Annotated in this window: 24 protein-coding genes and 1 pseudogene; 10 read left to right on the forward strand and 15 right to left on the reverse strand. The window is 48.8% G+C overall.

The features are described 5' to 3' along the window. Positions 1-73: 73 nt before the first annotated feature. The 3 genes from ACKTR5_RS06980 to ACKTR5_RS06990 all read right to left on the reverse strand — a co-directional run bounded on the left by ACKTR5_RS06980 (position 74) and on the right by ACKTR5_RS06990 (position 1,847). Positions 74-223, reverse strand: coding sequence for a hypothetical protein (locus tag ACKTR5_RS06980; RefSeq protein ID WP_407880296.1), 150 nt, complete (start codon positions 221-223; stop codon positions 74-76). 63 nt (positions 224-286) lie between these two features. Continuing rightward, on the reverse strand, positions 287-829 hold the full coding sequence (locus ACKTR5_RS06985) for a TMEM175 family protein (RefSeq protein WP_407880297.1): 543 nt from the start codon (positions 827-829) through the stop codon (positions 287-289). Between the two features lie 97 nt (positions 830-926). Then, positions 927-1,847, reverse strand: coding sequence for an NAD-dependent epimerase/dehydratase family protein (locus tag ACKTR5_RS06990; RefSeq protein WP_407880298.1), 921 nt, complete (start codon positions 1,845-1,847; stop codon positions 927-929). Between ACKTR5_RS06990 and ACKTR5_RS06995 the strand changes: the two genes are divergently transcribed. Then, positions 1,811-2,683 (forward strand): helix-turn-helix transcriptional regulator, encoded by an 873-nt coding sequence (locus ACKTR5_RS06995; protein ID WP_407880300.1) that lies wholly within the window; start codon positions 1,811-1,813, stop codon positions 2,681-2,683. The two genes, ACKTR5_RS06990 and ACKTR5_RS06995, sit on opposite strands and share 37 nt — an antisense overlap. Positions 2,684-2,771: 88 nt before the next feature. On the opposite strand, the gene ACKTR5_RS07000 is transcribed toward ACKTR5_RS06995, so the two are convergent. Beyond that, complete coding sequence (locus tag ACKTR5_RS07000) at positions 2,772-3,431, reverse strand: DUF6287 domain-containing protein (protein WP_407880302.1); 660 nt, start codon at positions 3,429-3,431, stop codon at positions 2,772-2,774. Positions 3,432-3,681: 250 nt separating this feature from the next. Between ACKTR5_RS07000 and ACKTR5_RS07005 the strand changes: the two genes are divergently transcribed. From ACKTR5_RS07005 to ACKTR5_RS07020, 4 genes are read left to right on the forward strand one after another with little or no spacing between them, the layout of a single operon-like run. After that, positions 3,682-4,152 carry an FMN-binding protein gene (locus tag ACKTR5_RS07005; RefSeq protein ID WP_407880303.1) on the forward strand — a complete coding sequence of 157 codons (471 nt, stop codon included), beginning with the start codon at positions 3,682-3,684 and terminating at the stop codon, positions 4,150-4,152. After that, a complete protein-coding gene (locus ACKTR5_RS07010; RefSeq protein WP_407880305.1) occupies positions 4,152-4,895 on the forward strand; it encodes an FAD:protein FMN transferase in 744 nt (247 codons plus the stop codon). The genes ACKTR5_RS07005 and ACKTR5_RS07010 overlap by 1 nt, the downstream gene beginning before the upstream one ends. A 13-nt stretch (positions 4,896-4,908) precedes the next feature. Then, a complete protein-coding gene (locus tag ACKTR5_RS07015) occupies positions 4,909-5,970 on the forward strand; it encodes an FAD-binding oxidoreductase (protein WP_407880307.1) in 1,062 nt (353 codons plus the stop codon). Further along, positions 5,895-6,194, forward strand: a complete 300-nt coding sequence (locus tag ACKTR5_RS07020) for a hypothetical protein (protein ID WP_407880309.1) — start codon at positions 5,895-5,897, stop codon at positions 6,192-6,194. The genes ACKTR5_RS07015 and ACKTR5_RS07020 overlap by 76 nt, the downstream gene beginning before the upstream one ends. 162 nt (positions 6,195-6,356) lie before the next feature. On the opposite strand, the gene ACKTR5_RS07025 is transcribed toward ACKTR5_RS07020, so the two are convergent. The 3 genes from ACKTR5_RS07025 to ACKTR5_RS07035 all read right to left on the reverse strand — a co-directional run bounded on the left by ACKTR5_RS07025 (position 6,357) and on the right by ACKTR5_RS07035 (position 9,352). Beyond that, a complete protein-coding gene (locus tag ACKTR5_RS07025; protein ID WP_407880310.1) occupies positions 6,357-6,758 on the reverse strand; it encodes a MerR family transcriptional regulator in 402 nt (133 codons plus the stop codon). Between the two features lie 14 nt (positions 6,759-6,772). Then, positions 6,773-8,101 carry an MFS transporter gene (locus ACKTR5_RS07030; protein WP_407880312.1) on the reverse strand — a complete coding sequence of 443 codons (1,329 nt, stop codon included), beginning with the start codon at positions 8,099-8,101 and terminating at the stop codon, positions 6,773-6,775. Between the two features lie 609 nt (positions 8,102-8,710). Beyond that, complete coding sequence (locus ACKTR5_RS07035) at positions 8,711-9,352, reverse strand: SDR family oxidoreductase (RefSeq protein ID WP_407880313.1); 642 nt, start codon at positions 9,350-9,352, stop codon at positions 8,711-8,713. A gap of 340 nt (positions 9,353-9,692) precedes the next feature. Between ACKTR5_RS07035 and ACKTR5_RS07040 the strand changes: the two genes are divergently transcribed. Further along, positions 9,693-10,073, forward strand: a complete 381-nt coding sequence (locus ACKTR5_RS07040; RefSeq protein ID WP_407880314.1) for an NAD(+) diphosphatase — start codon at positions 9,693-9,695, stop codon at positions 10,071-10,073. Between the two features lie 74 nt (positions 10,074-10,147). On the opposite strand, the gene ACKTR5_RS07045 is transcribed toward ACKTR5_RS07040, so the two are convergent. The 3 genes from ACKTR5_RS07045 to ACKTR5_RS07055 all read right to left on the reverse strand — a co-directional run bounded on the left by ACKTR5_RS07045 (position 10,148) and on the right by ACKTR5_RS07055 (position 13,705). Next, entirely contained in the window at positions 10,148-10,759 is a 612-nt protein-coding gene (locus tag ACKTR5_RS07045; RefSeq protein ID WP_407880315.1) for a uracil-DNA glycosylase, read from the reverse strand. Positions 10,760-10,761: 2 nt separating this feature from the next. After that, a complete protein-coding gene (locus tag ACKTR5_RS07050) occupies positions 10,762-13,119 on the reverse strand; it encodes an ATP-dependent DNA helicase (protein ID WP_407880317.1) in 2,358 nt (785 codons plus the stop codon). Between the two features lie 79 nt (positions 13,120-13,198). Beyond that, positions 13,199-13,705: a TetR/AcrR family transcriptional regulator gene (locus tag ACKTR5_RS07055; protein ID WP_407880318.1), complete on the reverse strand. Its 507-nt coding sequence runs from the start codon at positions 13,703-13,705 to the stop codon at positions 13,199-13,201. 309 nt (positions 13,706-14,014) lie between these two features. Between ACKTR5_RS07055 and ACKTR5_RS07060 the strand changes: the two are divergent. After that, a pseudogene (locus tag ACKTR5_RS07060) lies at positions 14,015-14,881 on the forward strand (amidohydrolase family protein). 245 nt (positions 14,882-15,126) lie between these two features. Here the strand turns inward: ACKTR5_RS07060 and ACKTR5_RS07065 are convergent. From ACKTR5_RS07065 to ACKTR5_RS07080, 4 genes are all read right to left on the reverse strand, one after another. After that, positions 15,127-15,705, reverse strand: a complete 579-nt coding sequence (locus ACKTR5_RS07065; RefSeq protein WP_407880320.1) for a sugar O-acetyltransferase — start codon at positions 15,703-15,705, stop codon at positions 15,127-15,129. A 190-nt stretch (positions 15,706-15,895) separates the two neighbouring features. Then, positions 15,896-17,320 carry an L-arabinose isomerase gene (gene araA / locus ACKTR5_RS07070; RefSeq protein WP_407880321.1) on the reverse strand — a complete coding sequence of 475 codons (1,425 nt, stop codon included), beginning with the start codon at positions 17,318-17,320 and terminating at the stop codon, positions 15,896-15,898. 31 nt (positions 17,321-17,351) lie between these two features. After that, the gene (locus ACKTR5_RS07075; protein WP_407880323.1) at positions 17,352-18,083 is read right to left on the reverse strand and encodes an L-ribulose-5-phosphate 4-epimerase; all 732 of its coding nucleotides are present in this window, start codon (positions 18,081-18,083) and stop codon (positions 17,352-17,354) included. 12 nt (positions 18,084-18,095) lie between these two features. Beyond that, positions 18,096-19,700, reverse strand: coding sequence for a xylulokinase (locus ACKTR5_RS07080; RefSeq protein WP_407880325.1), 1,605 nt, complete (start codon positions 19,698-19,700; stop codon positions 18,096-18,098). Positions 19,701-20,166: 466 nt separating this feature from the next. Between ACKTR5_RS07080 and ACKTR5_RS07085 the strand changes: the two genes are divergently transcribed. After that, complete coding sequence (locus tag ACKTR5_RS07085; RefSeq protein ID WP_407880326.1) at positions 20,167-21,546, forward strand: sugar porter family MFS transporter; 1,380 nt, start codon at positions 20,167-20,169, stop codon at positions 21,544-21,546. Positions 21,547-21,591: 45 nt separating this feature from the next. Here ACKTR5_RS07085 and ACKTR5_RS07090 read toward each other — a convergent pair whose 3' ends face one another. After that, positions 21,592-22,680 carry a GntR family transcriptional regulator gene (locus ACKTR5_RS07090; RefSeq protein WP_407880329.1) on the reverse strand — a complete coding sequence of 363 codons (1,089 nt, stop codon included), beginning with the start codon at positions 22,678-22,680 and terminating at the stop codon, positions 21,592-21,594. A gap of 406 nt (positions 22,681-23,086) precedes the next feature. Between ACKTR5_RS07090 and ACKTR5_RS07095 the strand changes: the two genes are divergently transcribed. Both ACKTR5_RS07095 and ACKTR5_RS07100 read left to right on the forward strand, forming a co-directional pair. Further along, the gene (locus tag ACKTR5_RS07095; protein ID WP_407880330.1) at positions 23,087-24,217 is read left to right on the forward strand and encodes a family 20 glycosylhydrolase; all 1,131 of its coding nucleotides are present in this window, start codon (positions 23,087-23,089) and stop codon (positions 24,215-24,217) included. A 21-nt stretch (positions 24,218-24,238) separates the two neighbouring features. Then, complete coding sequence (locus ACKTR5_RS07100) at positions 24,239-25,453, forward strand: glycosyltransferase (protein WP_407880332.1); 1,215 nt, start codon at positions 24,239-24,241, stop codon at positions 25,451-25,453. Positions 25,454-25,455: the final 2 nt, after the last annotated feature.

A 25,455-nucleotide genomic window follows, 5' to 3' on the forward strand; every position in this document is an offset into this window, starting at 1 on the left:
CGCGATTTTGTTGTTTCCACTTTACAAGATCAACACGGAACTTACCAGTAACTTTAGGTGGATTGAGCAATCCTTAGCGGCCATATTCTTCATAGATAGCAACTAAGACACTGAATAGCTGTCCGGCAATGTGATATCTGTTTCGAACAGCAAGTTTTGAATCCGTTCCTGTTAGATACGCTTCAACAGCAATGATTTTAGTTTCAATAGAAATTTTAGTCATAAGAAAACCCCAAAAGTTTGTTTCAACTTTCGGGGTAAAGGTCACGGGTTCAGCCTTTTAACGTTAGTCAAGCAGGTCACGATCCATTGGGTTCATAATCAAATTGATGATTAAGAATGCAGCTGTCACGATTCCAAAAAACGGAATGAAGTAGGTCACGATCACCGCCGGAACAAAGATTACATAGATCCAGTTGCGAATTTTCACCTTAAACCCGTTTGTTCGGCCCGCGATCACCCGGAGCCAGGAAAACATGACACTCCCAAGGACAATGATGAACACGTAAAACGTTTCTGGTTGCCACTTGTTGGGATACTCGCCGACCCATTTCACCGCATACGGCAAGAAGGAAATCACCAGTAGCCAGATTGCGTTTGCCCAGAAAATCCCGCTCGTGATTTTTTTCAGGCCAGCAAACAGATTGTGGTGGTTTAACCAAATCGCCATCAATTGGAGAAACGTAATCACATAAATAATGTAGGCCTGCCAATGACTGGCCAACGCGTGGTAAGAAAAGCTATTAAGATCTGGTAGCGACAGCACCAAAATCGTAGCAATGATTGCCAAAATTGCGTCGGTGTACGCCGTTAATCGTCCTTTACTCATTAGTTAACATCCCATCTTCATTTACTGTACATCCAGCTTATCATAATCACGTTGAACGGACCCGGTTAACTAAAATCTGCCTAAGGAAAAGGAGTGCTTACGACAATGCCAAAATCGAATTAGCCGTTGCCACAATGGTGTCAGCCACCGTGTACTGTGGGTGCCAATGTAAAACATCCGCTGCATGTTGACTCGACATTTGTCGTCTAACGTCTAATTCAGGAATGACATCACTCGCCTGCCCGTTAAACGGTGCCAACAGATAGATTGCCCAGTTTGGCAGTGTCACCCGCGGCAACTTCATGGGGGCCGTTACGCCGTTTGCTAAAATGGTGCCGATCCCCTTAAAACTTAGGGCCTGGCCGTTACTGATGATAAACCGTTGCCCGGCTGCCGCTGGTGTGGTCATTGCGAGGATGTGCGCAGAAACAAGGTCACGAACATCCACAATCGGCATGTAAAAATGAAGGTACCCTGGCATCGTGCCCTTAACCAAGCTTTCAATCAGCGAGTTTGATCCCGTGATGCGCGGGCCGATGACCGGACCCAAAACGGCAACCGGCAGCATTGTCACAAGCTCCATTTCTGGATGTGCCGTTGCAAATTCCCAGGCATCCTGTTCCGCCAACGTTTTACTCTTATAGTAAGCCGTAATTTTTGAATCAGGGGCGACGTTACTCCAGTCGCGTTCAGTATAAACATGATCGTTATGGCTCTTGTCGTACCCCATCGCCACATCCCCAAAGGCAGCGGTCATCACCAGGCGTTTAACGCCTGCGGAAACAGCCGCCGTCAGGACGCGTTTAACCCCTTCACGGGCTGGAATAATGACATCATTTTCATCCTTGGGCATGGTCATTGGAAACGGAGACGCCACGTGGTAGACCTGACTCACACCAGCCATTGCGGCTGACCACCCTGCATCAGCGCTTAAGTCAGCTTGAACAAACGTTAAGTCATCAAGGTGTGGCGCACCAAGACTTGCAATCGCTGCACGGGCTGACTCAGCCCGCTTCATTGATCGTAACGTGGCCCGCACCTGTTACCCATTCGCTAAAAGCTGGGCAATTAAATATTCAGCGATATAACCTGAACCACCTGTTACCAACAACTGGCCACCGCCGAACGCCTGGGCTTCGGCGTGAAGAAGTCGCTGCTCTAGCCCACATGAGTCTGACCTGGTACACTTGGTTGGAGCAGGGCCGTGACATTCAGGTTTCTGAACAGATTGTGACCGGGCTGGTTGCCGCCCTTAAATTAAGCCCCGCCGAGGCTACCCATCTATTCACGTTAACGGGTGTTAATCAACCGACCACAACGCCACCGTTTACTGAACAAATCAACCCGAGGCTCCAGCGGACCATTGACAGTTGGCCCCTCTCCGGCGTCGTCATTCTCGATCAACGCTGGAACTTTGTGGCCGTTAATACCCTCACAGCCCAATTTGCTTCAACAATTGTTGGTCATGCGCTCTTACACCGTAATTTGCTCCGCGAACTCTTTACGGATGAGGCCTTTCAACGGGTCATTGCTGACTGGCAAATCGTGGCCAGTAACATGGTGGGCCGGTTTCGCCAACAGTACGCAACGTTAACAACCGATGACGAATTAACAGCCTTCGTTCAGCAATTGCGCGCGGACAGTCCCCTTTTTGATCAACTCTGGCAAAAACACGACATCCGCCCTGAAATTGAACGCCATAAGACGATGTTTTTTCCTGTTGTTGGTGAAGTTCATTTCGATGAAACGAGCTTTATCGTTGGTGATAATGTTGATCTGCGGATGTACGTTTTCACCCCGGTTGAAACGGATGACACCATTCAAAAAATCAAATTGTTGCTCGATCACGATTAATGACGGGAGAGGACACAAAAATCCACCTAAGAAAATCATTCTTAGGTGGATTTTTTGACTTAACCATTTATTACCGTGATACTTTTAATTACTGCCGGTAGTAGTAACTTGAGGCAGGAAAATCTGAGTTTTGTTGTGAAATCGTTAACCGTGCTTTTGAGGTGTCTGATTGATCCCCCGCGGGGTTCTTAAACCCGGCCTGATATAATCCAATGGCTGCGGCACCAACGTAACCGTCCATCACATTCACATATGGCACACCACTCGTTTGTTCTGAGTTAGGCACCGTTTTAATGGTCATGTTCGCACCCGTTGTTCCATCAGCATTAATAGTCAACACGTCACCAGCGCCGTTCTTCCACGTCCCAACCATTGAGCTAATGTCACCGTTATCAATGGCCGCAACATTCAAATCACCCGCAGCGGCGCTCTTTGCAACCGCCGTCGTTGCTTTACTGGTTGCTGTCGCACTGGAACTTCCAGACGCTTTATCCGTCGAGCTAGATGATGACGCCGTAACGGACTGACTTGCCTGGCTAGAAGACTGTGTTGTGGCACTTGAAGAAGTGGCTGATTCTGATGAACTGACCTTTTTGGATTCCTTTTGTGAACTAACCTTGCTGCTTCTTGAGGCACTACTTTGATCCGTTGAAGCAGTAGCACCCGTATTATTCCCGCATCCGGCTAATCCGGCACCCATTAATAATGCAACACCAAGTAACGCAACACGTAAGCGTGTCTTTTTCATGTTGATGATCCCCCAATCATGTAGTCAATTGACTAAAATAAATGAATTAATACAACCATTTTAACAGGTCACCTAAATTATACAAAAGATCATCGTACCTTAGGTCAATTAACCCATTTCTATATAAAAATAAAAGCATTTTAAAACTAACTCTATCGGTTCACCCCGTAAAACAATCTTAACCTCTTTATAAGGTTACCTTTACCCATAACGTTCATAATCAAATAAATTTTAGATATGAGGTCCGCTAATGAAAAAAGTAATCGGAAGTCTTATCGCAATTATTATCGCTGGTGCTATGATTATTGATGGTTATTTTTTATTCATCAAAGATCGTCTTACAAATCAACAAACAACATCCAGTCAAACAACCTCAAGCCAATCCACAACCAGCAGTCTTAATAGTGCCAGCAGCAGTAGCACTCAGTCCGCTGGAACCTATAAAAATGGCGTGTATACGGGCCAGGCAACTGCCACAAAATGGGGTGCCGTTCAGGTTCAAGCGACCATTAAGAACGGGAAGTTAACAACCGTAAAGGTCTTATCCTACCCGAATGATAACGACCATGATAAGCAAGTTAATGCCCGCGCGTTACCCATCTATAAATCAGAAGCGGTTAAAAAACAAAGTGCCAACATTCAACTTGTTTCAGGCGCTAGTGAAACGTATAAAGGCTTTACTGGTTCCCTTCAGGACGCATTAAATAAGGCGGCGATGTAATGAAAACAATTCAACTAACGGCCATGGCAATGCCATTCACCATTAAATTGGTTGCCCCAGCAACCCGGCCCCTGACAGCGGCACAGATCACGACCGTCCAGACCAACATTTTGACGTACTTAACACACATTGATGACGATTTTTCTCCCTTTAAAACTGATTCCCTAGTCTCCCGCTATCAACATGACCAACTGAAAGCTGCTGATTTCACCGCTGAATTTCAGGAAGTGTACGCATTCGCCGATACGGCCATGACCCTCACCAAGGGGGCGTTTAACCCCTTCTTTAACAATCACTACGATTCCACCGGTCTGGTCAAAGGGTGGGCCATTCAGCGGGCGTTTGAACGCTTTTTGCAGCCACACCTACTGGATGGCACGCTGGTCGCCGCGGCAATTAATGGTGCCGGTGACATGCAACTAGGTGTTGCAGAAGGCGAAACGTTTACTTGGCACATTGGCATTGAATACCCGCAAGCACCTGACCACCTCTGCCATCAATATGCGCTCCAAAATGGCGCAATCGCAACTTCTGGAACCAGTCGCCATGGTGAACACATTGTTCGCACAGATCATCAAAAAACATTGCAACAAGCAACCATTCTGTCATTAGACCTCATTGAGGCTGACATTCTCGCCACCGCTGCGGTTTCAATGGGTCAATCAGCGTTTCTTCAATTTAGTCAGCAGTATTCAACCGCTGGCCTGCTCATTGATCAAAACGACTGTGCAATCGCTATTTAGGGAGGCTGATCCCATGTTGAAAAAAGTTCCTTACCTAAACGGACTCGTCTGGTTGGTGATTTTATTTGTTATCCCCCTACCGTTGATTCAGACACTCGCACTCGGTTTACCCACCATTTATTCAAGTGAAGCGTTAGCCATTCAATTTGGGTCCATCGCGTACGTCTGGTTTTTAGCAGCAATTTATCTAAGCACCCGGCCACGATGGTTGGACCGGCTCATTGGCTTACCGAGTGTCTACTTCATCCACGGGATGCTCAGTATGTTTGCCATCGGTCTCGCCTATTTACACAAAACGGAGACGTCATCAGGTGGTTTAATCAAGCAGACTGGTGATTGGGCGTTTGACCTTTTCCTTGGCCTCATGCTCTACTCATTGATTTTTATGGCCGGTTGGCTAACCAGCCGGATCCCACTGTTAGACCAATTAAAGCACCGGCTTGAGGTGATTTTTCACCATGAACTCTCTGTCTGGCTCCACCGGTTAAACTTAATTGCCGTGGCACTGGTCTTCCTTCACGTTCAATTAATTAGCTACGTGACGTCGATAACCAGTTTTATGATTTTCTTTGACGGTTACACCATTCTCGTGCTGGCTGCTTACCTCATTCACAAGGCCACCCACGTTTGGGGACTGCCTGCAGCCACCCTGGTTGATAAACGTGAACTAGCACCCAACTTTTTTGAATTTCGGCTTCAACTTCGGCGGCCAGATCAGGTGACCATTAAACCTGGTGACTATGTCTTTGTCAATTTTCCAAACGTTGACCACCTAAAGGAGCTTCATCCATTCTCCGTGGTCAATGCGGTAACCGAAACTGGTGAAATCGTTCTCGCAATTCGTGGTGATGGCGACTTTTCACGCCTCGTTCAGTCCCTTCCACTTGGCGCCAAGGCGGCTGTTGAGGGTGGCTTTGGGCGCTTCGCCGCCGTTTTAAAGGAACAGAACAACCGGCTGACCACCTGGTGCTCATTGCTGGCGGTTCTGGCATTGTTCCCATGTTGTCGCTCATCGCGGCCCATCCCCATCAAAAAATCACGCTGTATTACACAGCACACACAGAGCAAGAGTTGATCTATGCTGATGAACTCCGCCAGCTAGCGACGACCAGACCTGAATTAACCGTTCACCTTCAGGCCGGTCGGTTTGACGTTACCCAAACGGTCTCAACGTTTACGGTTCCAAACACAACGTACCTTCTGTCTGGTCCCCGTTTGCTCGGCCACACCTGGCGGCAAGCGTTGCACGCCCACGGGGTGTCACCAAACAAGGTTTACTATGAAGCGTTCAATTGGTAACTTGTTTGCCAGCCGCTTGCCCTAACGAACAGCTTCACGGCAAAACTAACTGTCCTGTAGTTAATCCCTGTTAAGTCAGTAACCTAAAGAGCTAAGACAAAAACCACCTTGGAGGCATTCACTTCCAAGGTGGTTTTTGTCTCGATATCATTGAAAAGTTTCCTAATCCGCTCGCCCTACTCGTTCCAACGCGGTCAATTCTGCTTCCGTCATCGCCATGTGGTCATTAAAGTGAGCAATCTTCCAGTGTAAATGGTCAATCGCAGCCTGCAGATCATCCCGTTTTTCTTCCATAATGGCCGCTTGCTCCGTTAGAATGGCCAATTCAGCCTTCCGGTTATCTTCCCCAGCGTCAAACAGCTGAATGTAGTTAAGCAATGCCTCAATCGGCATGCCTGCACCACACATTTGTTTGACAAACATGATTCGACGAATGATGCGCTCATCAATTTCGCGAACCCCTGTCTCACTTCGATCAATCGGTGGAACCAGTCCTTCCTTTTCATAGTACCGAATCGTTGTTGACGAAACGCCCGTGAGCTCACTTGCACGTTTAATGTTCATCTTGTTTTCTCCTTTTAATGATGATCACGCCGTAAAATGTTTAAACTTGCCACCAGTGCCACCCCAACAAAGCCGGCCATCAGCCATAAGGCATGGTCAAACGATGTCTGTGGCATTGCGTAGTGACTTGTTAACGCAACGATGACGGAGAGCCCAAACGAGCTTCCCACCTGGTGGACCGTATTAACAACACCGGACGCCGAACCAGCAATCATCGCATCCGTATTCGCCACACCAGCGACCGTTAGCGGACTCAAAACAAACCCCTGACCAATCCCAATGATCACCATCGGTAGGCCAATTGCCAACCAATAACCTGCTTGAACCCCCATAACGGCGCCAAACACAATACCAATTAACGTTGTAATCATCCCAAACAGTAATAACTGTGTGTTTGTAAACCGACCGTTTAATCGTGATAACACCGTTGCGCTCACAAACTGTGGCACGGTTTCCGGCAAGAATCCGATGGCCGCCATTAATGGCGTGTAGCCATATACGTGCTGCATTGCCTGAGGCGTAAGGAAAAAGTAGCTGATCATTGCGCCAAGAAAGAAGAACCGGGCAATGTATGCACTGGTTCGCTCGTTATTGGCAAACAATTGTAAGGGCATCAATGGCGCGTGGCTTCGCGCTTCCTGCCACACAAATAGTCCTAATGAAATCACCGCCACAATGCCGGCCCAGCCGGCCCCGGCATTACCGCTGACACTGTAGATCAGACCGGCTACACCGATGACAGACGTCACTGCGCCCCACCAATCAAGTGCCCCCGATTGACCGTTTTGGCGCTGAATAAACTTTGCGGAAAGCACTAGCATCGCTAAACCCAACGGCACGTTTAGTAAGAAGCCAACCCGCCAGGACAGGTAACTTGCGATAACACCCCCAATTACCAGACCAAAACTAGCGCCAAGCCCACCAGTTGCCCCATAGTAAGCAATTGCCCGAACACGCTGTGGTCCTTGGTAACTATCCATTAGTAGCGCTAACGTTGTTGGTGCCAAAATGGCAGACCCAACACCCTGAAGCGCCCGCATTGAAATAATCATCGTTGCGTTCGTTGCGAGCCCAACCATTAAGGAACCAATGCTAAAAATGACGAGTCCCCACATAAAGACCCGTTTCCGACCAAACAAATCACCCGCGCGGCCGCCCAGCAAGAGTAACCCGCCAAACGTTAACGCATACGCGTTGGTGACCCAGGCAAGTGCCTGCGCGCCCATGTGTAGGTCTGCTGCAATTTTAACCGTACTGGTAAAAACGATTGAATTATCCAAAAGAATCATAAAATAGCTCAATAAAATAATTGGCAAAATGATGCCAAACCGCTTGTCTTTCATTGTGATGCCTCCGTTACTTAATTTAACGAAGACTAACTTTAGACCTTCCAGCGCACTCTAAGACAAGCCCTAATAACAACTTTTTTTACCATTGCCGCAAATGCGAAAAATGACGCAAGCCTCAGTTCATCTAATGCAAGCAGGCATCAACGGGCTAAAATCACCCATGAACTCTGGTTCTGACTGCCGCAAACGCGAAAAAAAACGCGGGCCTTGGTTCAGGTAATGCAAACAGGCATTCACGGGCAAAAATCACCCATGAACTCTGGTTCTGACTGCCGTAAACGCAGAAAAATGACGCAAGCCTCAGTTCATCTAATGTAAACAGGCACCCATGGGCAAAAATCACCCATGAACTCTGGTTCTGACTGCCGCAAACGCAGAAAAATGACGCAAGCCTCAGTTCATCTAATGTAAACAGGCACCCATGGGCAAAAATCACCCATGAACTCTGGTTCTGACTGCCGCAAACGCGAAAAAAGACGCAGGCCTTGGTTCAGGTAATGCAAACAGGCATCCATGGGCAAAAATCACCCATGAATGCCTGTTTGCATTACCCGAAGCGGCCTAACCGCGTCTTTTTTCGCTCTGTTTTTTTCGCTCTGTCTTTTAATACCAGGCTGGTTTATCGCCATCCGTTCCCGGTTTATCCACACCCAGTGATGCGCCCACGTAGTCCGTCGGTGCCAGTGCAATTTTTGCCACCAACGTTCCGATACTCTTTCGTGAGACCTCGGTTCCCTTAAATGGCTCACCCTTTTGTGTCAGCTCATACTCAACTTCATCATTATTCTGCAACCATGCTGGCCGAATGATCGTGTAATCCAGATCACTTTCTTCAATCACCTGCGCTGCCGCCCGGTACGTCGGCAAATACCCGTCATCCAACATCTGGTGGTTCCACTCACCGTATTTCCCCGGAACCTCATCATAAATCCCCAACGTTGAAATCCAGATCAACCGCCGGACACCGGTTTGCTTCATTGCGCTGACGACTGCCTGTGCTTGGGCTTTGATGTTTCGACCCGCCAAGTTTGCGTACACAACATCGACGCCATTCATTGCGGCCGTTAAATCAGCCACGTTAGCAGCGTCGCCCTCAACAACCGTTTCCCGGGCGTTGTCCACATCTGTTAGTTTTCTAGCATGATGGGCAAATAGCGTTAATTGCGTCGTTTGGTCCGCCAAAAGTGCTGCTCGTGCAAACTGAGCAATTCGACCACTGGCACCTAAAATTAAGATTCGACTCATTTTATTGACCTCCGTTAGTAAAAAATGATTGGGTTCCTTTTTAACTGTAATTATAAATATTACAGTTAAAATCTCAAGCATAAACACTCCCATTACTAAAATTCACCAAATAATTCCCAATTACGGCCACCAGCAACAAATAAAAAATTATATTATTAATGCGAGGTTGAGCCAGTTTTGGCCAGGCTCATGACAAATTCACGGAGGCTTCGTTAACATGGTTTATACATATTGTCCCACTTGTGGCACCAAATTGATTGAAAAGGAGGCTGGTGACGACGGATTAACCCCTTATTGCTCAAGCTGCCAGCGCTTTTGGTTTCCCACCTTCGCGGATTGCGTGATTGTTTTAGTTGCCGATGAATTCGACGACGTGGCCCTAGTTAAAATGCCGTACCTTTCAACAGACTATAAGTCACTCATTAGTGGGTACATGAAACCCAGTGAAACCGCTGAACAAGCAGCCATAAGAGAGGTCGACGAAGAACTGGGGATCTCCTTAGATCGCGTTGCTTACGCCGGGACGTACTGGTTCTCCAAAACAGAGATCCTGATGCATGGCTACACGGCGGTAACATCTAAACAACCACTGACAAAATCAGCAGAGCTCGCCGTGGCCGACTGGATTCCTAAGCAGGACGTCTTACAGCAGATGTTTCCTGACAGCCCAGATAATGCCGCCGTTGCCATTTTTAAACAGTATTTTGCTTCAACAAAATAGCCACGGCTCATCTCTTATTGAACTCACAACTAAACAAGCACCCAGCGACGTTTAACCGCCGCTGGGTGCTTGTTTTACATAATTGACTGAAGCATGGCTAAATCAGCCGCCACTAACTCCTGTTTTCCTGGGAACCGCCGAATGTACGACGGATGGAACAGCGGCAAAATTGAATAGGTTGTCTTTCCCGGCTGAAATCGCTTTGTTGCCGGATGCCACTCCATGATGGGGCTCTTTAATAGTTGTCCATGAACCTGCGAGATCTTCAGCTTGTTCCCGAGCAATCGCTGAAGGCCTGTGTTTCCCAGCGGTACCAACAAACGACCAGTTAACGCCGCCAACTCGTGGTCGAGGAGCGGCGCAAACTGGGCAATCTCAGCGCTTGTTGGCTTTCGGTCTCGCTTACGCCCGTTCGTTTCGCTAAACGGCCGGGCCCGAACCGCCCCCGTCAGGTAGAGTTCGTCCCTGGTCACACCAATTTTGGCCAACCAGTCGTCCAGTGTCGCACCAGCTGGGCCTTGAAACGGATGCCCCACCGCCGCTTCTGTCGCCCCGGGTGCCTCACTAACCAACACAAACCGTGGGGTTAGCGACCCTTCACCCGGGACAAATCCTTCTAGTGTTGGCGATTCAGCAATCCATTCTTTAGCCGTTTTGATTTCTTCTGTTGTTAATAACGTTGCCATATTTAGCCCTCCCGTTGCCAGAACGTAGCGATTTGTGCTGTGAGTTGTTGAACACTGCCAACCTGTTGCCAGTGTTGCCAATGCTGCGGGAAAATTTGCCGATACCGTGGTTGGGCAAACCGTTGATCCATCAGCACCACGATTCCACGATCATGCCGACTACGAATCAATCGTCCTGCCGCTTGGAGCACATTATTAAACCCGGGTAACTGGTACGCAAATTCAAACCCACGGCCATTGTTCCCGTTGAAATAATCCTTAATGAGATCCGTTTCTGAGTTCAACCCGGGCAGACCCACACTCACAATGCCCACCCCAATCAACTGGTCGGCAGGCAGATCGATCCCCTCCGAAAAGATTCCGCCGAGGACCGCAAACCCCACCAACGATTTCGCCGGGGCAGCCTGAAATTCTGCAAGAAAGGCGTCCCGATCATCGCCGGTCATGCCCACCGTTTGCCGAATGATTGTCATCGTTGGGTGAGCTTGTTCAAACGCTGTGGCCACCGTTTCAAGATACCCATACGAGGGAAAGAAGATCAGGTAGTTTCCGGTTTGCCCATCAATCAGTGCCTCGATGCTCGCTAATAGTGCCGCTTGATTTGCCGTTCGCTCCCGATAAGTCGTTTGAAGATAGTCGGTCACCAAAATTTCTTGATGTTCTGGCACAAACGGTGAGGGCAGCTGATAGGTAAGTCCATCTTGATCCACACCCAGGACGCGCTGATAGTAGGCCAATGGTGAAACTGTTGCGGAAAACAAGACCGCCCCACGCCCTAAATGAAGCGACCGGTTGAGAAATGAGCTGGGATCTAAACACACCAAACGCACCGCCATCCCCTGGTTCGTTTTGAAGATTCTGGTCCGGTAGATTGGACCATATTCCTCACACAAATGCAGATAATTTAAACACGCAAAATATAGATCCAGCACAACGCCTAAATCGTTGTCATCCGGATGTTTCGGAAGCCACCGCCCCAAAAAGAGGACAAACCGTTCCACTGCCTGACTAAACGTTGTTAGCTCCGGTTGCGACACCAGTTCTTCTTGATGTTGCTCGGTTAATAATTGTTTGAAGTCCTTAAACGTTCGTGCCAGTGCATTCACCTGTCGATGGAACCGCCGATCACTCTTATACAGCGGTTTAAGCGCTAAAACGGCCCGTTCCGTTACCGTGATTGAATACATTTCGCGGGCGCGATTCACCAAATTATGCACTTCATCCACAAGGAAAAAGTTATCCTCATCCGCATCACTGAAGAAGCGTTGCAGGTACACCTGGGGATCAAACAAATAGTTGTAATCGCAGATAATCACGTCGCAAAACACACTGGCATCCAGTGAAAATTCAAACGGATCCAGCGTGTACTTTCGGGCGTACGTTTCAATCACCGCACGGGTCAACTGATTTTCGTGCGCTAAAATATCCATTAATGCCGGCTTCAAGCGGTCGTAGTAGCCCAACATAAACGGATTATCCACTGGTAAAACATCTGCTTCCTCTGGGAACGTAATCGTCTCCTTGGCCGTTAGTGTGATGCTCTTTAGAGCAAGCCCATCAGTCGCCATTAGGGCAAGGGCGTCTTCCGCAACACGGCGGGTACTTTGCTTTGCCGTTAGGTAGAACGTGCGTTGGATGAGGCCCGTGCCCATTGCCTTAATGGTTGGAAAAAGCGTTGAAATTGTCTTCCCCGTTCCCGTGGGCGCCTCCACCAGCAACTGTTTCTTAAGCATGATGGTTTTGTACACGGCGACGGCCAGCTCATGCTGACCATTTCGATACTCCGGATACGGAAACGCCAGTGCATTGATCGACTCATCCCGTTGTTTTCGCAAATCTGCCCGTAAAATCAGCCACGCTTCGTATTCGTCAATTAGCTGTTGGAAAAACGTTTCAGCATCCGCCAACGTCAGCGCTTGTTCCGTCACGGTGATGGCGTCGTCCTCCACCTGATAGTGGGTGAGTTGAAGCGTGACCGCAGTCAGTTCCCGCTCCTTCATGAGCAAGTAGCCATAAACTTTGGCCTGACCCCAGTACAAGGCCAGCGTACTCTCCGGCACATCTTCAAACGCTAATCCAGACGTCTTGATTTCCTCAATGTGCACCGTTTCATCCGTCGTAAAAATCCCATCAGCACGACCATGAACAGAATATTCTTGACCATTCATCATCACCGGGATTTTCAGACCAACTTCCTTTTGGTAATCAGGATGGGCCGCCAACCGTTCTGTTTGTAATTCCTTATGGATCCGTGCGCCCATTTGCGCCGTGTTATGACTACCATCCGTTTGCGGATTTAAGTCCCCGCTCCGTAAGACGAATTCCACCAGTTCTCGAATGCCTAGTTTAATGCTTGCCAAAAAAGGTTCACCTCCTGCCGTTTAAAAATGTCTTTGTCTACTTTAGCACAGCCCGGGGATAGACCCTAATGAACCCCGTTTAAAGTTGGTGCGACACGAGTAGTTGGTATAGCGTTCGAACCTCATCAAGACTTGGTGTTGGCGATAACGCCGCTATTTGACTAGCAAACGCCCACAGCGTTGCCCCCATGCACGCCCCAATCAGTTGCCGGTGCGCTGCTTGATGGTCCCGCAACGTTAAGACGTTTAAAACTTCACCGGTTATCAATTGTTCAGCCGCCTCGCGTTGGTTCGCCCACTGAAGGAGGCGAATCAGCTGTCCGTGTTCTCGAATCAATGCCGTAATAATCGTTGTCCCCTGCTCAAAATCAATGCTTGCTCGGGCATCGACCCGCTGTTCAAACTGATGGAGGACAGCCATTAACGCAACGATCAGCACATCCCCAAGGTTTTGATACCGGCGATAAAACGTTGCCCGGCTAACGCCAGCATTGGCTACGATTTCTGTGACCGTTACCGTGTTAAACGGACGCCCATCCTGGTAGGCCGCCGTGAGGGCCGTCATCACCGCCGCGTGTGTTTTCATGATGCGCGCATCAACGACCAATTGGTGATCAAGATTTATTTTTGCTGTTTTCATATGAGACATTATACGCCATTTGTCTCATATCGTGATTGGTCTTCATCGTGGAACATCCTACAATTTAGTTATTCAAATTAATCCAGCAACTTTATAAAGGAGTCCACCATGAAACTAATTACCGTTGAAGAACACTTTGAATCCGCCACCGTTACCGCCGCTATTCAAGCGGCAAACGGCACTACTGGTGCGGTCCCAACAATGAGCCCAGAAATGCGCCACTACATGCAGACCGAGCTGCCCAGTCCTGCCTTAATGCAGGATGTGACCAGCGAACGGCTGGCCTACATGGATCAGCACGGCATTGATATGCAATTACTGTCTTACGGAAATTCATCCCCACAAAACTTGGCACCAGACGTCGCCATCCCACTTTGTAAACTGGCTAACGATGAACTGGCTAGCGTGATTGCCGCCAACCCAATCCGGTTTGCTGGCCTGGCGGTTCTCCCAGTCTGCGATCCAACCGCTGCGGCTGCGGAACTGCACTACGCAGTCACAAAACTTGGGCTCAAGGGCGTCCTTCTCAAGGGCAATTACGATAACCGGTTCTTTGACGACCCCTTCTTTTTGCCGATTTTCCAGGCGGCCAGCGACCTTGACGTCCCCGTTTACTTCCACCCGTCATTCATCCCGGCCAGCGTTACACATCACTATTATGAAAACGACAATTGGTCTGATTTAACCACCGGTATCTTGAGTTCCGCTGGGTTCGGTTGGCACATGGATGTCGGCATCCAGGTCATGCGAATGATTGTCAGTGGGCTTTTTGACAAGTTTCCAAACCTCAAACTGGTGTCCGGCCACTGAGGTGAAATGGTGCCAATGTTCCTCGAACGCCTTGATGACGAGCTTACCGGTCACACACCACTAAAGCGGTCCTTTGCCGATTACTACAGAAAGAACGTGTACGTTTCACCAAGCGGAATGTTAACGAAACCGCAACTGGATTTCATGCTCGCCGAAATGGGCCCGGAGCACTTGCTCTACGCCATTGATTATCCATACAAGCAGCCAGCAAACGCGAGAACGTTCTTGCAAACGAGCGGCTTGTCGGAAACGACCCAGGAATTGATCGCGCATGGAAACGCGGAACGAATTTTTAAGATCAGAGCGAAATAAACCGCGGTTAGGCTTGCTCATCTAACACAAATAGGCACCATGGGCGCACTTGGCCCATGATGCCTATTTGTGTTAGATGAGACGGAGCCTGCGGTTTATTTCGCGTTTTCAATTCAGAAAAGTTATCAACCGTAATTCACTGAGAATCAGGGCATACTCGGTCCGTGAGTGCCTGTTTGATGTTAGATGAGACGGAGCCTGCATGGTGATTCGCGTTTTCAACCAGAAAACTAGTCAACTATAATTCACTGAGAATCGGGGCATACCGCACCTAACCGCTTCAGCACCCGGGCCGGGTTGCCACCAATGACCACGTTATCCCCAAAAGAATGCGTCACCACGCTCCCGGCTCCCACGATCACGTTATTCCCAAGCGTTACACCCGGACAAATGATGGCGCCACCGCCAACCCACACGTCATCCCCAAGTGTGATCGGTTTGCCAATCCCCTTAGCGCCATTTCGGCGAAGCAACGGGTCCTCTGGATGATTGACCGAATACAGCTGAACGTGCGGGCCCAGCAAACAGTGCTGCCCAATTCGAATCGGGGCAACATCCAGCATCACGCAATCATAATTAGCAAAAAAGTCATCGCCAATGTAGATGTTGCTGCCATAATCGCACCGAAACGTCGCGTGAACACTACACTTAGGCCCGCTCGCGCCAAACAGACCTTTAATAATGGCCGCACTGGCTGCTGGGTTCGTTTCCCCCAGCGCGTTAAACCGCTCCACCTGTTCTCTCGCTGCTGCTCGTCGTGCCACAAGGTCATGATCGTAAACGTCGAAAAGCCGGCCAACCCGCATGTCATCATATACTGTCATTGTCGTTCTCCTTTAATTTAGCGAGCTGTGACAAAGTCCGGGTAGAAAACGAGCATTAAAGAAAATTGACCGATTTCCCGGTTTTGGGGAAGTCGGTCAATTTAGTTTAAGCGGAATGTTCTGGACTTTGGAACGCGTTATCAACAACAAATTTTGCTGCTAACCGGGCCTTATCACAGCTCGTTTTTTCTTAGTCGATCACAACTGATTTCACGTTTAACATGGTTGCCAAGTCGTTGATCTGCTCTTCATCCAGCGCAAACGTGAAGACCGTGTGGTGACCACCACCATTTTCGATCCACTTAGTTGCCCCGGCCTTTAGGCCAACCGTTGGCGTCCACAATTGTTTAGCAACTGGTAAATGTGGTGTGTCTGCTTCTGGTTTATTGGCAGCAACTGGGTAGCTAATGAACTTAAAGCCATCACGGAAGTCTGAAACGGTTACATCAATGGCGGCCCCTTCAGAACCAGTGAAGACCAACCGGGCAGGATCAGCTTTTCCACCGATGTCCAATGGGTGAACTTCGACCCGTGGTTTGTCGCTAGCAATGGATGGGTCCACTTCCAGCATGTGTGAACCAAGAATGGCTTCGTGACCCTTACGTAAGTCCAACGTGTAGTCTTCCATGAACGCTGTCTTTTCGTTGTGGGCCATGATCTTTAGTAAGCGGCCCAAAGCAGCGGTCTTCCAGTCACCTTCGGCCCCAAAGCCGTAGCCGTCACGCATTAACAATTGTGCAGCTAACCCAGGCAAGGCTTCCATGCCCCACAAGTCTTCAAAGTTAGTGGTGAAGGCCGTGTAGCCGCCACGATCCATGAATCGTTTGATGCCAAGGTATTGGGCGAGTTGAATCCGAACGGCCCGTTTGTAACTGTCGGCGTCATTGTCGCCCTGAACCATCGTGTACTTGGCTTCCAGCGCTTCGTATTCACGATCAATGTCCGCGTCGCTCACCTGGCTAATTTCTTGAACCAGGTCACCAATGCCGTAGTAATCAACGGTCCAACCCAAGTCGATTTGGGCTTCAACTTTATCACCTTCGGTAACGGCAACATTTCTCATGGTGTCCCCAAAACGGCAAACCTTCAGTTTGAAACTTTCATTGTAGGCCACGGCAACGTCTTCCCACTTGGCAATTTCAGTTTGCGTTTCGTCGTCACCCCAGAAACCGTAGACGATCTTGTTCCGAATGCCTAACCGGGCGTTTAAGTAGCCGTATTCACGGTCACCATGGGCACTTTGATTCAAGTTCATGTAATCGAAATCAATCGTGTCGTACGGAATATTGTTCAGGTATTGTGTGGCAAGATGTAACAGTGGTTTTTGTAATAATTTCGTCCCGCGGATCCAGTTCTTGGCTGGGGAAAAGGTGTGCATCCACGTGATGACACCAGCGACGTTATCGTTGTAGTTCACGTCTTTCATAAATTGGGTAATGCCATCGGCGGTGGTCATTACATCCTTAAAGACCACCTTGTACGGCAATTTTCCACTGGCGTTTAATTTATCAACAATGTTCTTGGCATCCTTGGCGACTTCTTGTAATTGTTCTTCACCATAAAGATGTTGACTACCAGTAACAAACCAAAATTCATAATCAGGTACAGCTAACATAATGAGCACTCCTTTTTATTATCAGTAATGGTTACGATTCATGCACCGCATGTGTTTTCGACTGTGCATTGTTCTGTCCGTAGTACGCGTTATCGCCGTGCTTACGGTAGTAATGTTTATCCAATAAGTATTGTGGCAACTCAATGTTGTTGCGGGTCAATTGCAACGCGTGGTAATCCTCTTCGGCCACCACTTCAAGTACCTTGGCGTTATAAACGGCCTTCGCCGGCGTCGGTCCCCAGGCGAACGGGCCGTGTTGGCTCACCAGGGCGGCGGGAACGGCCTCGTAGTCCATGCCCCGTTCGGCAAACGTTTTAACGATCGTCTTCCCGGTGTTGCCCTCGTAGTCTTCTTCGATTTCTTCCTTCGTCAACGCATCCGCGGCGGGCACATCACCGAAAAAGGTGTCGGCAGCCGTCGTGTTGAGCGCTGGCACGTCCATCCCCGCAGCCGCAAACGAAACGGCCCATGGTGAGTGGGTGTGCACGATTCCGCCAACGTTTGGAAATGCGTTATACAACACTGTGTGGGTTGGTGTATCACTCGATGGGTTCATGTTCCCTTCGACCACCTCGCCTTTAAGGTTAACCACCACCATGTCTGCCGGCGTCAGATCGTTGTAATCCACACCGGAAGGCTTAATGACAAACAGTCCGCGGTCGCGGTCGATTCCCGAAACGTTGCCCCACGTAAACGTCACAAGGCCTAGCTCTGGGAGTTGCATGTTTGCGTCATAAACTTCTTGCTTTAATTTTTCTAACATTTGTCAACCTCACTATTGTTCCGTAATCGCGGTAATGGCTGCGCCCTCAACGGGTAATCCTGCCTGATACCGGTCGATAAATTCTTGGTATCCTGCCACACCAGCAGGTTCCGGACTGAGCGTCATGCTTTCAGGCTGAGCAAAAACGTGTTCATCGAGAAAGTCTGCCAATGCCTGATCATCATGTTGCCGCGCAAACTCTGCCAACACGACCATGCCCCACGGACCACCCTCACCAGCGGTTTTCATTACCGTGATCGGGACGTTCAGTGCGTTGGCCAACACCTGCTGACCAATGACCGGCGTCTTGAACAAGCCACCTTGGGCAATCATGACGTCCGTTTTGATGTGTTCTTCATTCATTAAGATGTCCATCCCAATCTTCAGCGGTGCAAACGCCGCGTACAACTGGGTCACCATGAAGTTTGCCAACGTGAAGTGGCTCTTTGGTGTCCGGACAAACAGCGGCCGCCCGGCGTTCATCTTCGTGATGTTTTCACCCGACAGATAACTGTAGTTCACCAAGCCACCAGCATCGGGATCAGCATGGGTCGCCTGCAAAAACAACGTTTCATACAGGCGGTCTGCGCCAAGATCAACACCCAACTGGGCCGCAAACTCACCGAAAATATTGGCCCATGCATTAATGTCTGAGGAACAGTTGTTAATGTGGACCATTGCAACGGGCGCCCCTGCTGGCGTTGTCACCATGTCAATGTCCCGGTGCACTGCCGTTAGCGGCTGGTCTAAGACCACCATCGCAAACGCGGAGGTGCCAACAGAGATATTCCCCGTTCGTTTCCGCACGCTGTTAGTTCCGACCATCCCGGTTCCAGCGTCACCTTCTGGCGGTGCCATCACAGCACCAGCCGTGAGCGTGCCCGTCACATCAAGTAGTGCCGCGCCATCGGCTGACAACGTGCCGGCCGGTTGTCCCGCGGTCAAAACCGTTGGGAGAATGGCTTCGGTCTTCCAAGGATAACGTTGCACCAGTGCCTGGTTGTTAAACGCTTCTAACATGGCTTGGTCGTATGTACCACTTGCTTCATCAATCGGAAAGACTCCGGAAGCATCACCAATTCCTAGCACCCGTTCACCCGATAGTTGCCAGTGAACATAACCAGCCAACGTCGTTAAGAAGTCAATGCGGCTCACATGCCCCTCATCGTTTAGCATGGCCTGTTCTAAATGGGCAATGCTCCACCGTTGTGGAATGTTAAAGTCCAGCAATTTCGTTAATTCATCAGCGGCTTGTTCCGTGATGTTATTGCGCCACGTTCGAAACGGAACCAGTTGTTCGCCCGCTTGATCAAACGCAAGGTATCCGTGCATCATGGCGCTCACACCAACTGCACCTAGTTTCGTTATTGGGCAGTGATACTGACTTTGAACCGTGGCGGCTAGTTGCGTGTAGCTCGCCTGAATCCCCGTCCAAACTTGTTCTAAGGGATATGTCCACACGCCATCAACCAGTTGGTTTTCCCAAACATAACTTCCTGTGGCGATGGTTTGAAAATCGCGGGTGGTCAACACCGCCTTGATCCGCGTCGAACCAAGTTCAATTCCCAGAGCAACCTCGCCCGCCGTAATGGCCTGAGCTGTTTCAATCAAGTTCATGCGGTGTGCCTCCAAATTCAATCTAAATTAAAACGTTTTCATTTTCATCAACGACCATAGTTTAGAATATTCATTCGAATAAATCAACACAAATTTTATTTATTTGAAAAAGCACAGTTAATTTTCCCAGTTCCTTTTTCATCACTGCTTAAGCCCGCTTATGTCGCTGCAATCGCCATTAACCGTCTCGTTATTCAGTTACTTCATTAAAGGAAAGGCTGTGTTAGTATCTTTTGTGATGCTTCGACACCCTTCAAACGATTCTGTTTAAGACAAATTGATGCTTTTTTCATCAAACGAATTTTTATGGTATTGATTTATCCGAACCAATATTGTATATTCATTTGTGAAAACGTTTTCTTTTTATCAACAATTTTAATCAATCGCTTTTGCCATTTTATTGCTTAGTCAACTTGATCATGTCCGATCGTTGCATCGGATAACATGCAGAAATGAGGGTTTAACGTTGAAAAAAGTTTCGAATGGATTCATTTATACGTTTGGTGCACTCGGTGGGTTGCTCTTTGGTTACGACATTGCGTCTGTTTCCGGAGCCATCCTCTTCATTCAAAGACAACTCAATTTAGGGTCTTGGCAACAGGGAATGGTCGTTAGTGCCGTTCTGATTGGGGCCATCATTGGAGCGCTTGCCACCAGTAAGTTCCTTGATAAATATGGTCGGCGCAAGTTACTTCTGTGGGCATCCATCATCTTCTTCATCGGGGCACTTGGTTCAGGATTTGCACCAGAATTCTACTTCTTGCTCGTGACCCGGGTTATTTTAGGGGTTGGTGTTGGGATCACATCCGCACTGATTCCTGCCTATCTCCAAGAACTGGCACCCAAAAAGCAGCGTGGTGCCGTTGCCACAATGTTCCAATTGATGATCATGATTGGGATTTTGTTGGCCTACATCTTAAACTACTCATTTGCCGGCATCTTCACTGGCTGGCGTTGGATGCTTGGCTTAGCCGCTGTTCCCGCTGGAATTTTGTTTGCCGGCGCCTTCTTCCTGCCAGAAAGTCCTCGTTTCTTAGTCAAAGTTGGTAAGGTTGACGAAGCTAAAGCCGTTTTGATCAACACCAATAAGGGTGATGCCGAAGCCGTTGACGCCGCATTGGCTGACATTCAGGTTCAAGCTGGTCAAGCAACTGGTGGGTGGCACCAACTCTTTGGAAAAACCGTTCGGCCTGCATTAGTTACTGGGTTAGGCGCCGCCATTTTCCAACAAGTTATCGGGAGTAACACCGTTATCTTCTATGCACCAACCATCTTCACTAAGGTTGGTTGGGGTGTTGCCGCTGCCCTCCTTGCCCACATTGGGATCGGGGTCATTAACGTTATCGTCACCATCATTGCCATGTTGTTAATGGACAAGATCGACCGGAAAAAGATGCTGATTTTTGGGGCTTCCGGAATGGGTCTTTCACTGTTAGTCATGAGTATCATTCTGAAGTTTGATAACGGTTCACAGGTTGCTGCCATCGTCAGTGCGATTGCCTTAACCGTTTACGTGGCTTTCTACGCCGCTACGTGGGCCCCCGTTACCTGGGTTTTGATCGGTGAGGTCTTCCCGTTAAACATTCGTGGTCTCGAAACTTCATTATGTTCAGCTACTAACTGGGCCGCCAACATGTTAGTTTCCCTCACATTCCCAGCAATGCTGAGCACGATTGGCCTCTCAAGCTCCTTCCTGTTCTACGCTGCCATCTGTGCGATCTGCATCTGGTTTACCCGTCGCCACTTCCTTGAAACACGCGGTAAGTCACTTGAAGAAATTGAAGCTAGTTTGCGTGAACACGCTGAAGAAGATGATCCAGCTACGCATGGTCACATTGCTAAATAAGCACAAAAAAACTGATTCCTGAAAATGGAATCAGTTTTTTTGTGCTTATTTAGACGTAACGTCCGGTGCTTGTGCTGACGTTCGTTTAATCAGCTCGGGTTGATACTCAATGTCCGTGACGGGTTGCTGATCCAGCATTTGTAACAGCATCGTCCCGGCATCCGCACCCATTCGTTCCTTTTCATGACTAAGCGTCGTGAGCGCCGGGGTCATGTACTGTGACAACTGGTAGTCATCAAATCCAACCACGGAAACGTCCTCCGGTACGCGGAAGCCCCGTTTGCGCAAATCGGCCATCACCTGAATCGCCAACCGGTCGTTGTAACAAGCAATCGCTGTTGGCCGCTCTGGGAGGGACATGTACGCCCCAATCCGCTCCGAAAGCTTGGCAAAATCATCTCCAGATTGATACATAATCTGGTTACTCTTGTATGAAAATTCCGGGTGGGCTTGGTACGCTTGGACAAATCCGTTCATCCGGGCGACCCCCTGGCTATCATCCACCTGGAACACGCCCAGAATGCTTTGGTGACCCAGTTCAAACAGGTAATCAACCAACCGTTCTTCCGCCGCTTGATCGCCCGTTGTGACCCCAGGAAAATCAAGGCTCGGATACTTCGCATTGATAAACAGTGTTGGGATCTGGTCATCCTTAATTTCATGGTACAAATCCAGGTTAGGATTAGGCAACGCACTTTGTGTCGGTTCGATGATCAGCCCCGCCACCTTTGAATCCAGCATGTTAATCAAACTTTTGCGTTCCTTGTCATGATCATTATGCGTATTACTAATTAAGAGCGAATACCCCGCGTCAGAAATCACACGGTCAATTCCCGCAATGATGTTTGGAAAAATGTAGTCCGCAATGTGTGTCGTGATAACACCAATCATCTTGCTGTCTGGTTCCGTGGACCAGTCTCTGTGCCAATCCTGAACAAACATCCCGCCACCCTGAATGCGGTAAATAAAGTGATCCGTTTCCAAATCACCCACTGCCCGACGCACCGTGTAACGCGAGACTTCGTAGGCTTCCATGAGTTCTGTTTCCGTTGGCAGCTTATCGTTAACCTTATACTGACCAGCCAGAATGGCTTCTTTTAGCCCATTCTTCACCTTTTGATACTTATTTTCCATGAACCCTTCACCCACAGTCTTCATAACAACTTCATATCAATCATGTTTAACCCTAGTTTAGCGAAAATGAGTCGTCTTTTCAATAAATTAGCAATGAATTTATTGATAAAAACACCTGTTATCATAGGAATTTAGTTTCATCGTCCAATAGCAATCCCTCACCGGTCAGATTAATTGCCATCATGAATTAAAATTTATTCGAATCCATTATCGACCATCATTATTATGCGGGGAACCTTGAATCATCGCAGTCCGCCCGTAACGCTTAATGTCGATTTCTTTCAAATCCCAACCGTTTCAACTAAACTTTTCTAAGCGATGCTTTAGTTTACTTTAAGCTTGGGGCGATCCTATCCCATCTTCGCCAGAAGAGACTATTCTAATAGGCGCGATTAAGGAGGCTCACATGACACAGCGGATGCATCAGCTATTTATTTTGTTACCAATCATGATTCTTTTCCTAATTCCCAGCCGATCTGCTAGTGCGGCACCGCGCGACGGTCAATTTAACGGTTTAACCATTGACGTCGCCCGGCGCTATTACAACGTCGATACATTAAAAACGCTCATTAATACTGTCGCCAAGGACCACGGCCAGTTCGTTCAGCTTCACCTGACGGATGAGCAAAGTTTCGCCATTGAAAATAACACGGTGGGCCAAACGCTCGATCACGCCACCCAAAAAGACGGCGTGTGGCGTAACAACACAACCCACCAACGATTTTATAGTAAGGATCAACTCGCAACCCTGGTCGCCTATGCTAAACAACAGCATGTGACCCTCATTCCAGAAATTGACACCCCCGCTCACGTTGGCGGCCTGGTGGCAACGCTAAAAGCGAGTGGCCAACAGACGCTTGCCAAACAACTTACCGAAACCTCAAGCGATTACGGGTCAGAAATGCGGTTGACGACCGCTAGTAGCACTTTTGTTAGTCAAATTGACAACGAGGTTGCGACTTCTTTCACCAACCAAGCGAACCCCTACTTTCATCTCGGTGGCGATGAGTTCACGAGCAGCACAAAGGCAAATCCCAAGTACGTGACGTACGTAAACGCGGTTGCGAAAACAGTGGAGCAAGCCGGCTTCACGCCTGAAGCATGGAATGACGGCTTTCTGAATCACGACCTTAACCAGTTTGACCACAACATTCAGGTTACTTACTGGAACTGGACTGGCGATGCCCACGGTGCCACTAAACAAAAGCTTCAGCGAGCACGGGCTAGCATGCCGACGCTTATTCATCAGGGGTTCAAGGTTCAAAATGATAATGACTATTACCTCTACTTCAACATTTCACCTAAGAATATGACAGCAAAAAACGTGGCCTACATGAGTAGCGACATGAAGGAAAACTGGGACCCAACGATTTGGGATAACGATGAAGATTCTAGTCTAAACTCACTCCACAACATCACGGGAAGTGGCGTTGGTTTCTGGGCCGATGACGCAGGCAAGATTTCTGATCAACAAATCGTCACCCGCTCAACGACCTTTCTCCACGACTTTTTTGCCCTTGCCCGTCAACCAATCTGATCCTATGTAAAGGGGAGCTTCATGCAATTCATTAGTTCATATGTCATTTTATATCCAGTCATCGTTTCCATCATCTGGATCATCAGCTCCATCTTTTTTTCCATTCAGCGCCGAACTGTACCGCTAATCGACACCCGAACGGACAAACGTGATCCACTCGTATCTGTGCTTATTCCCGCCCATAATGAGGCAGAAACACTCAACGGGGTTATGGCCTCCGTCGCTGCGCTTGCCTACCAAAACATCGATGTTTACCTCATTGACGATGGGAGCGATGACGATACTTTAGCAGAAATGCACCGCCTCGCTGAGCAATATCAGTCACGCTGTGCCGTTCACGTTGTCCCCGTTACACCCAATCAAGGGAAGGCCCATGCGTTAAACGTTGGGGCCCAGGCCGCCAGTGGCGAATTTTTCCTCTGTCTCGATGCCGACTGTGCGGTTGATCCAAACGCATTGGCCCCCATGCTCGCCCAATTTTACGATGACGATCGTGTTGGCGCGGTGGCTGGAAAACCCGTCGTCCGTAACCGAACAAGTTTACTCGGGCGGCTAGAATTATTGGAATACATCGGGGTTATCGACATCATTAAACGGGGGCAGGCCTTTTTAACAAACCACATCACCACCGTTTCTGGTGTGATCGTGACCTACCGTGCAAGTGCACTAAAAGATGTTGGTTGGTGGAATCCCCAAGCCATCACGGAAGACATCGACATGACTTGGCAACTGTACCGGAATAAGTGGCGGGTGAGCTATTGTCCAGACGCCGTTGCCTGGATCCTCGTGCCTGAACACATTGGCGCCCTCATTCACCAACGGCAGCGGTGGGCCCGCGGTGGCTACGACGTCTTGTGGCGCAACAAGGGGATGTTTGTTACCGGTCCATTCAGCGCCCAGTGGCTTTTGTTCGACATGGTGCTCAGTGATAGCTGGGCCCTCGCCTGTGCGTTTGTGCTCCTCTTTTACGTATTTACCATTGCTTTCACCCAAACACTTCTGTTGGATGGCGTCATTTTATTTTTATTATTACTGATTAGTCTCGTGCAATTTTTAATCGGCTTTGCGGACTCCAAACAGTCTGACTTCATTGCTTGGCATGACCTATTATTACTGCCACTTTACATTATTTTTTACTGGTTCATTAACCTCATTAGCTGTCTAAGTGCTCTGGTCTCGTTCTTCCTAGATCCGCAACGAGTGGGGACGTGGCGCAGTCCAGATCGGGGGCTCTAACG

The sequence above is a fragment of the Furfurilactobacillus entadae genome, assembly GCF_045862745.1.
Classification (GTDB): domain Bacteria; phylum Bacillota; class Bacilli; order Lactobacillales; family Lactobacillaceae; genus Furfurilactobacillus; species Furfurilactobacillus entadae.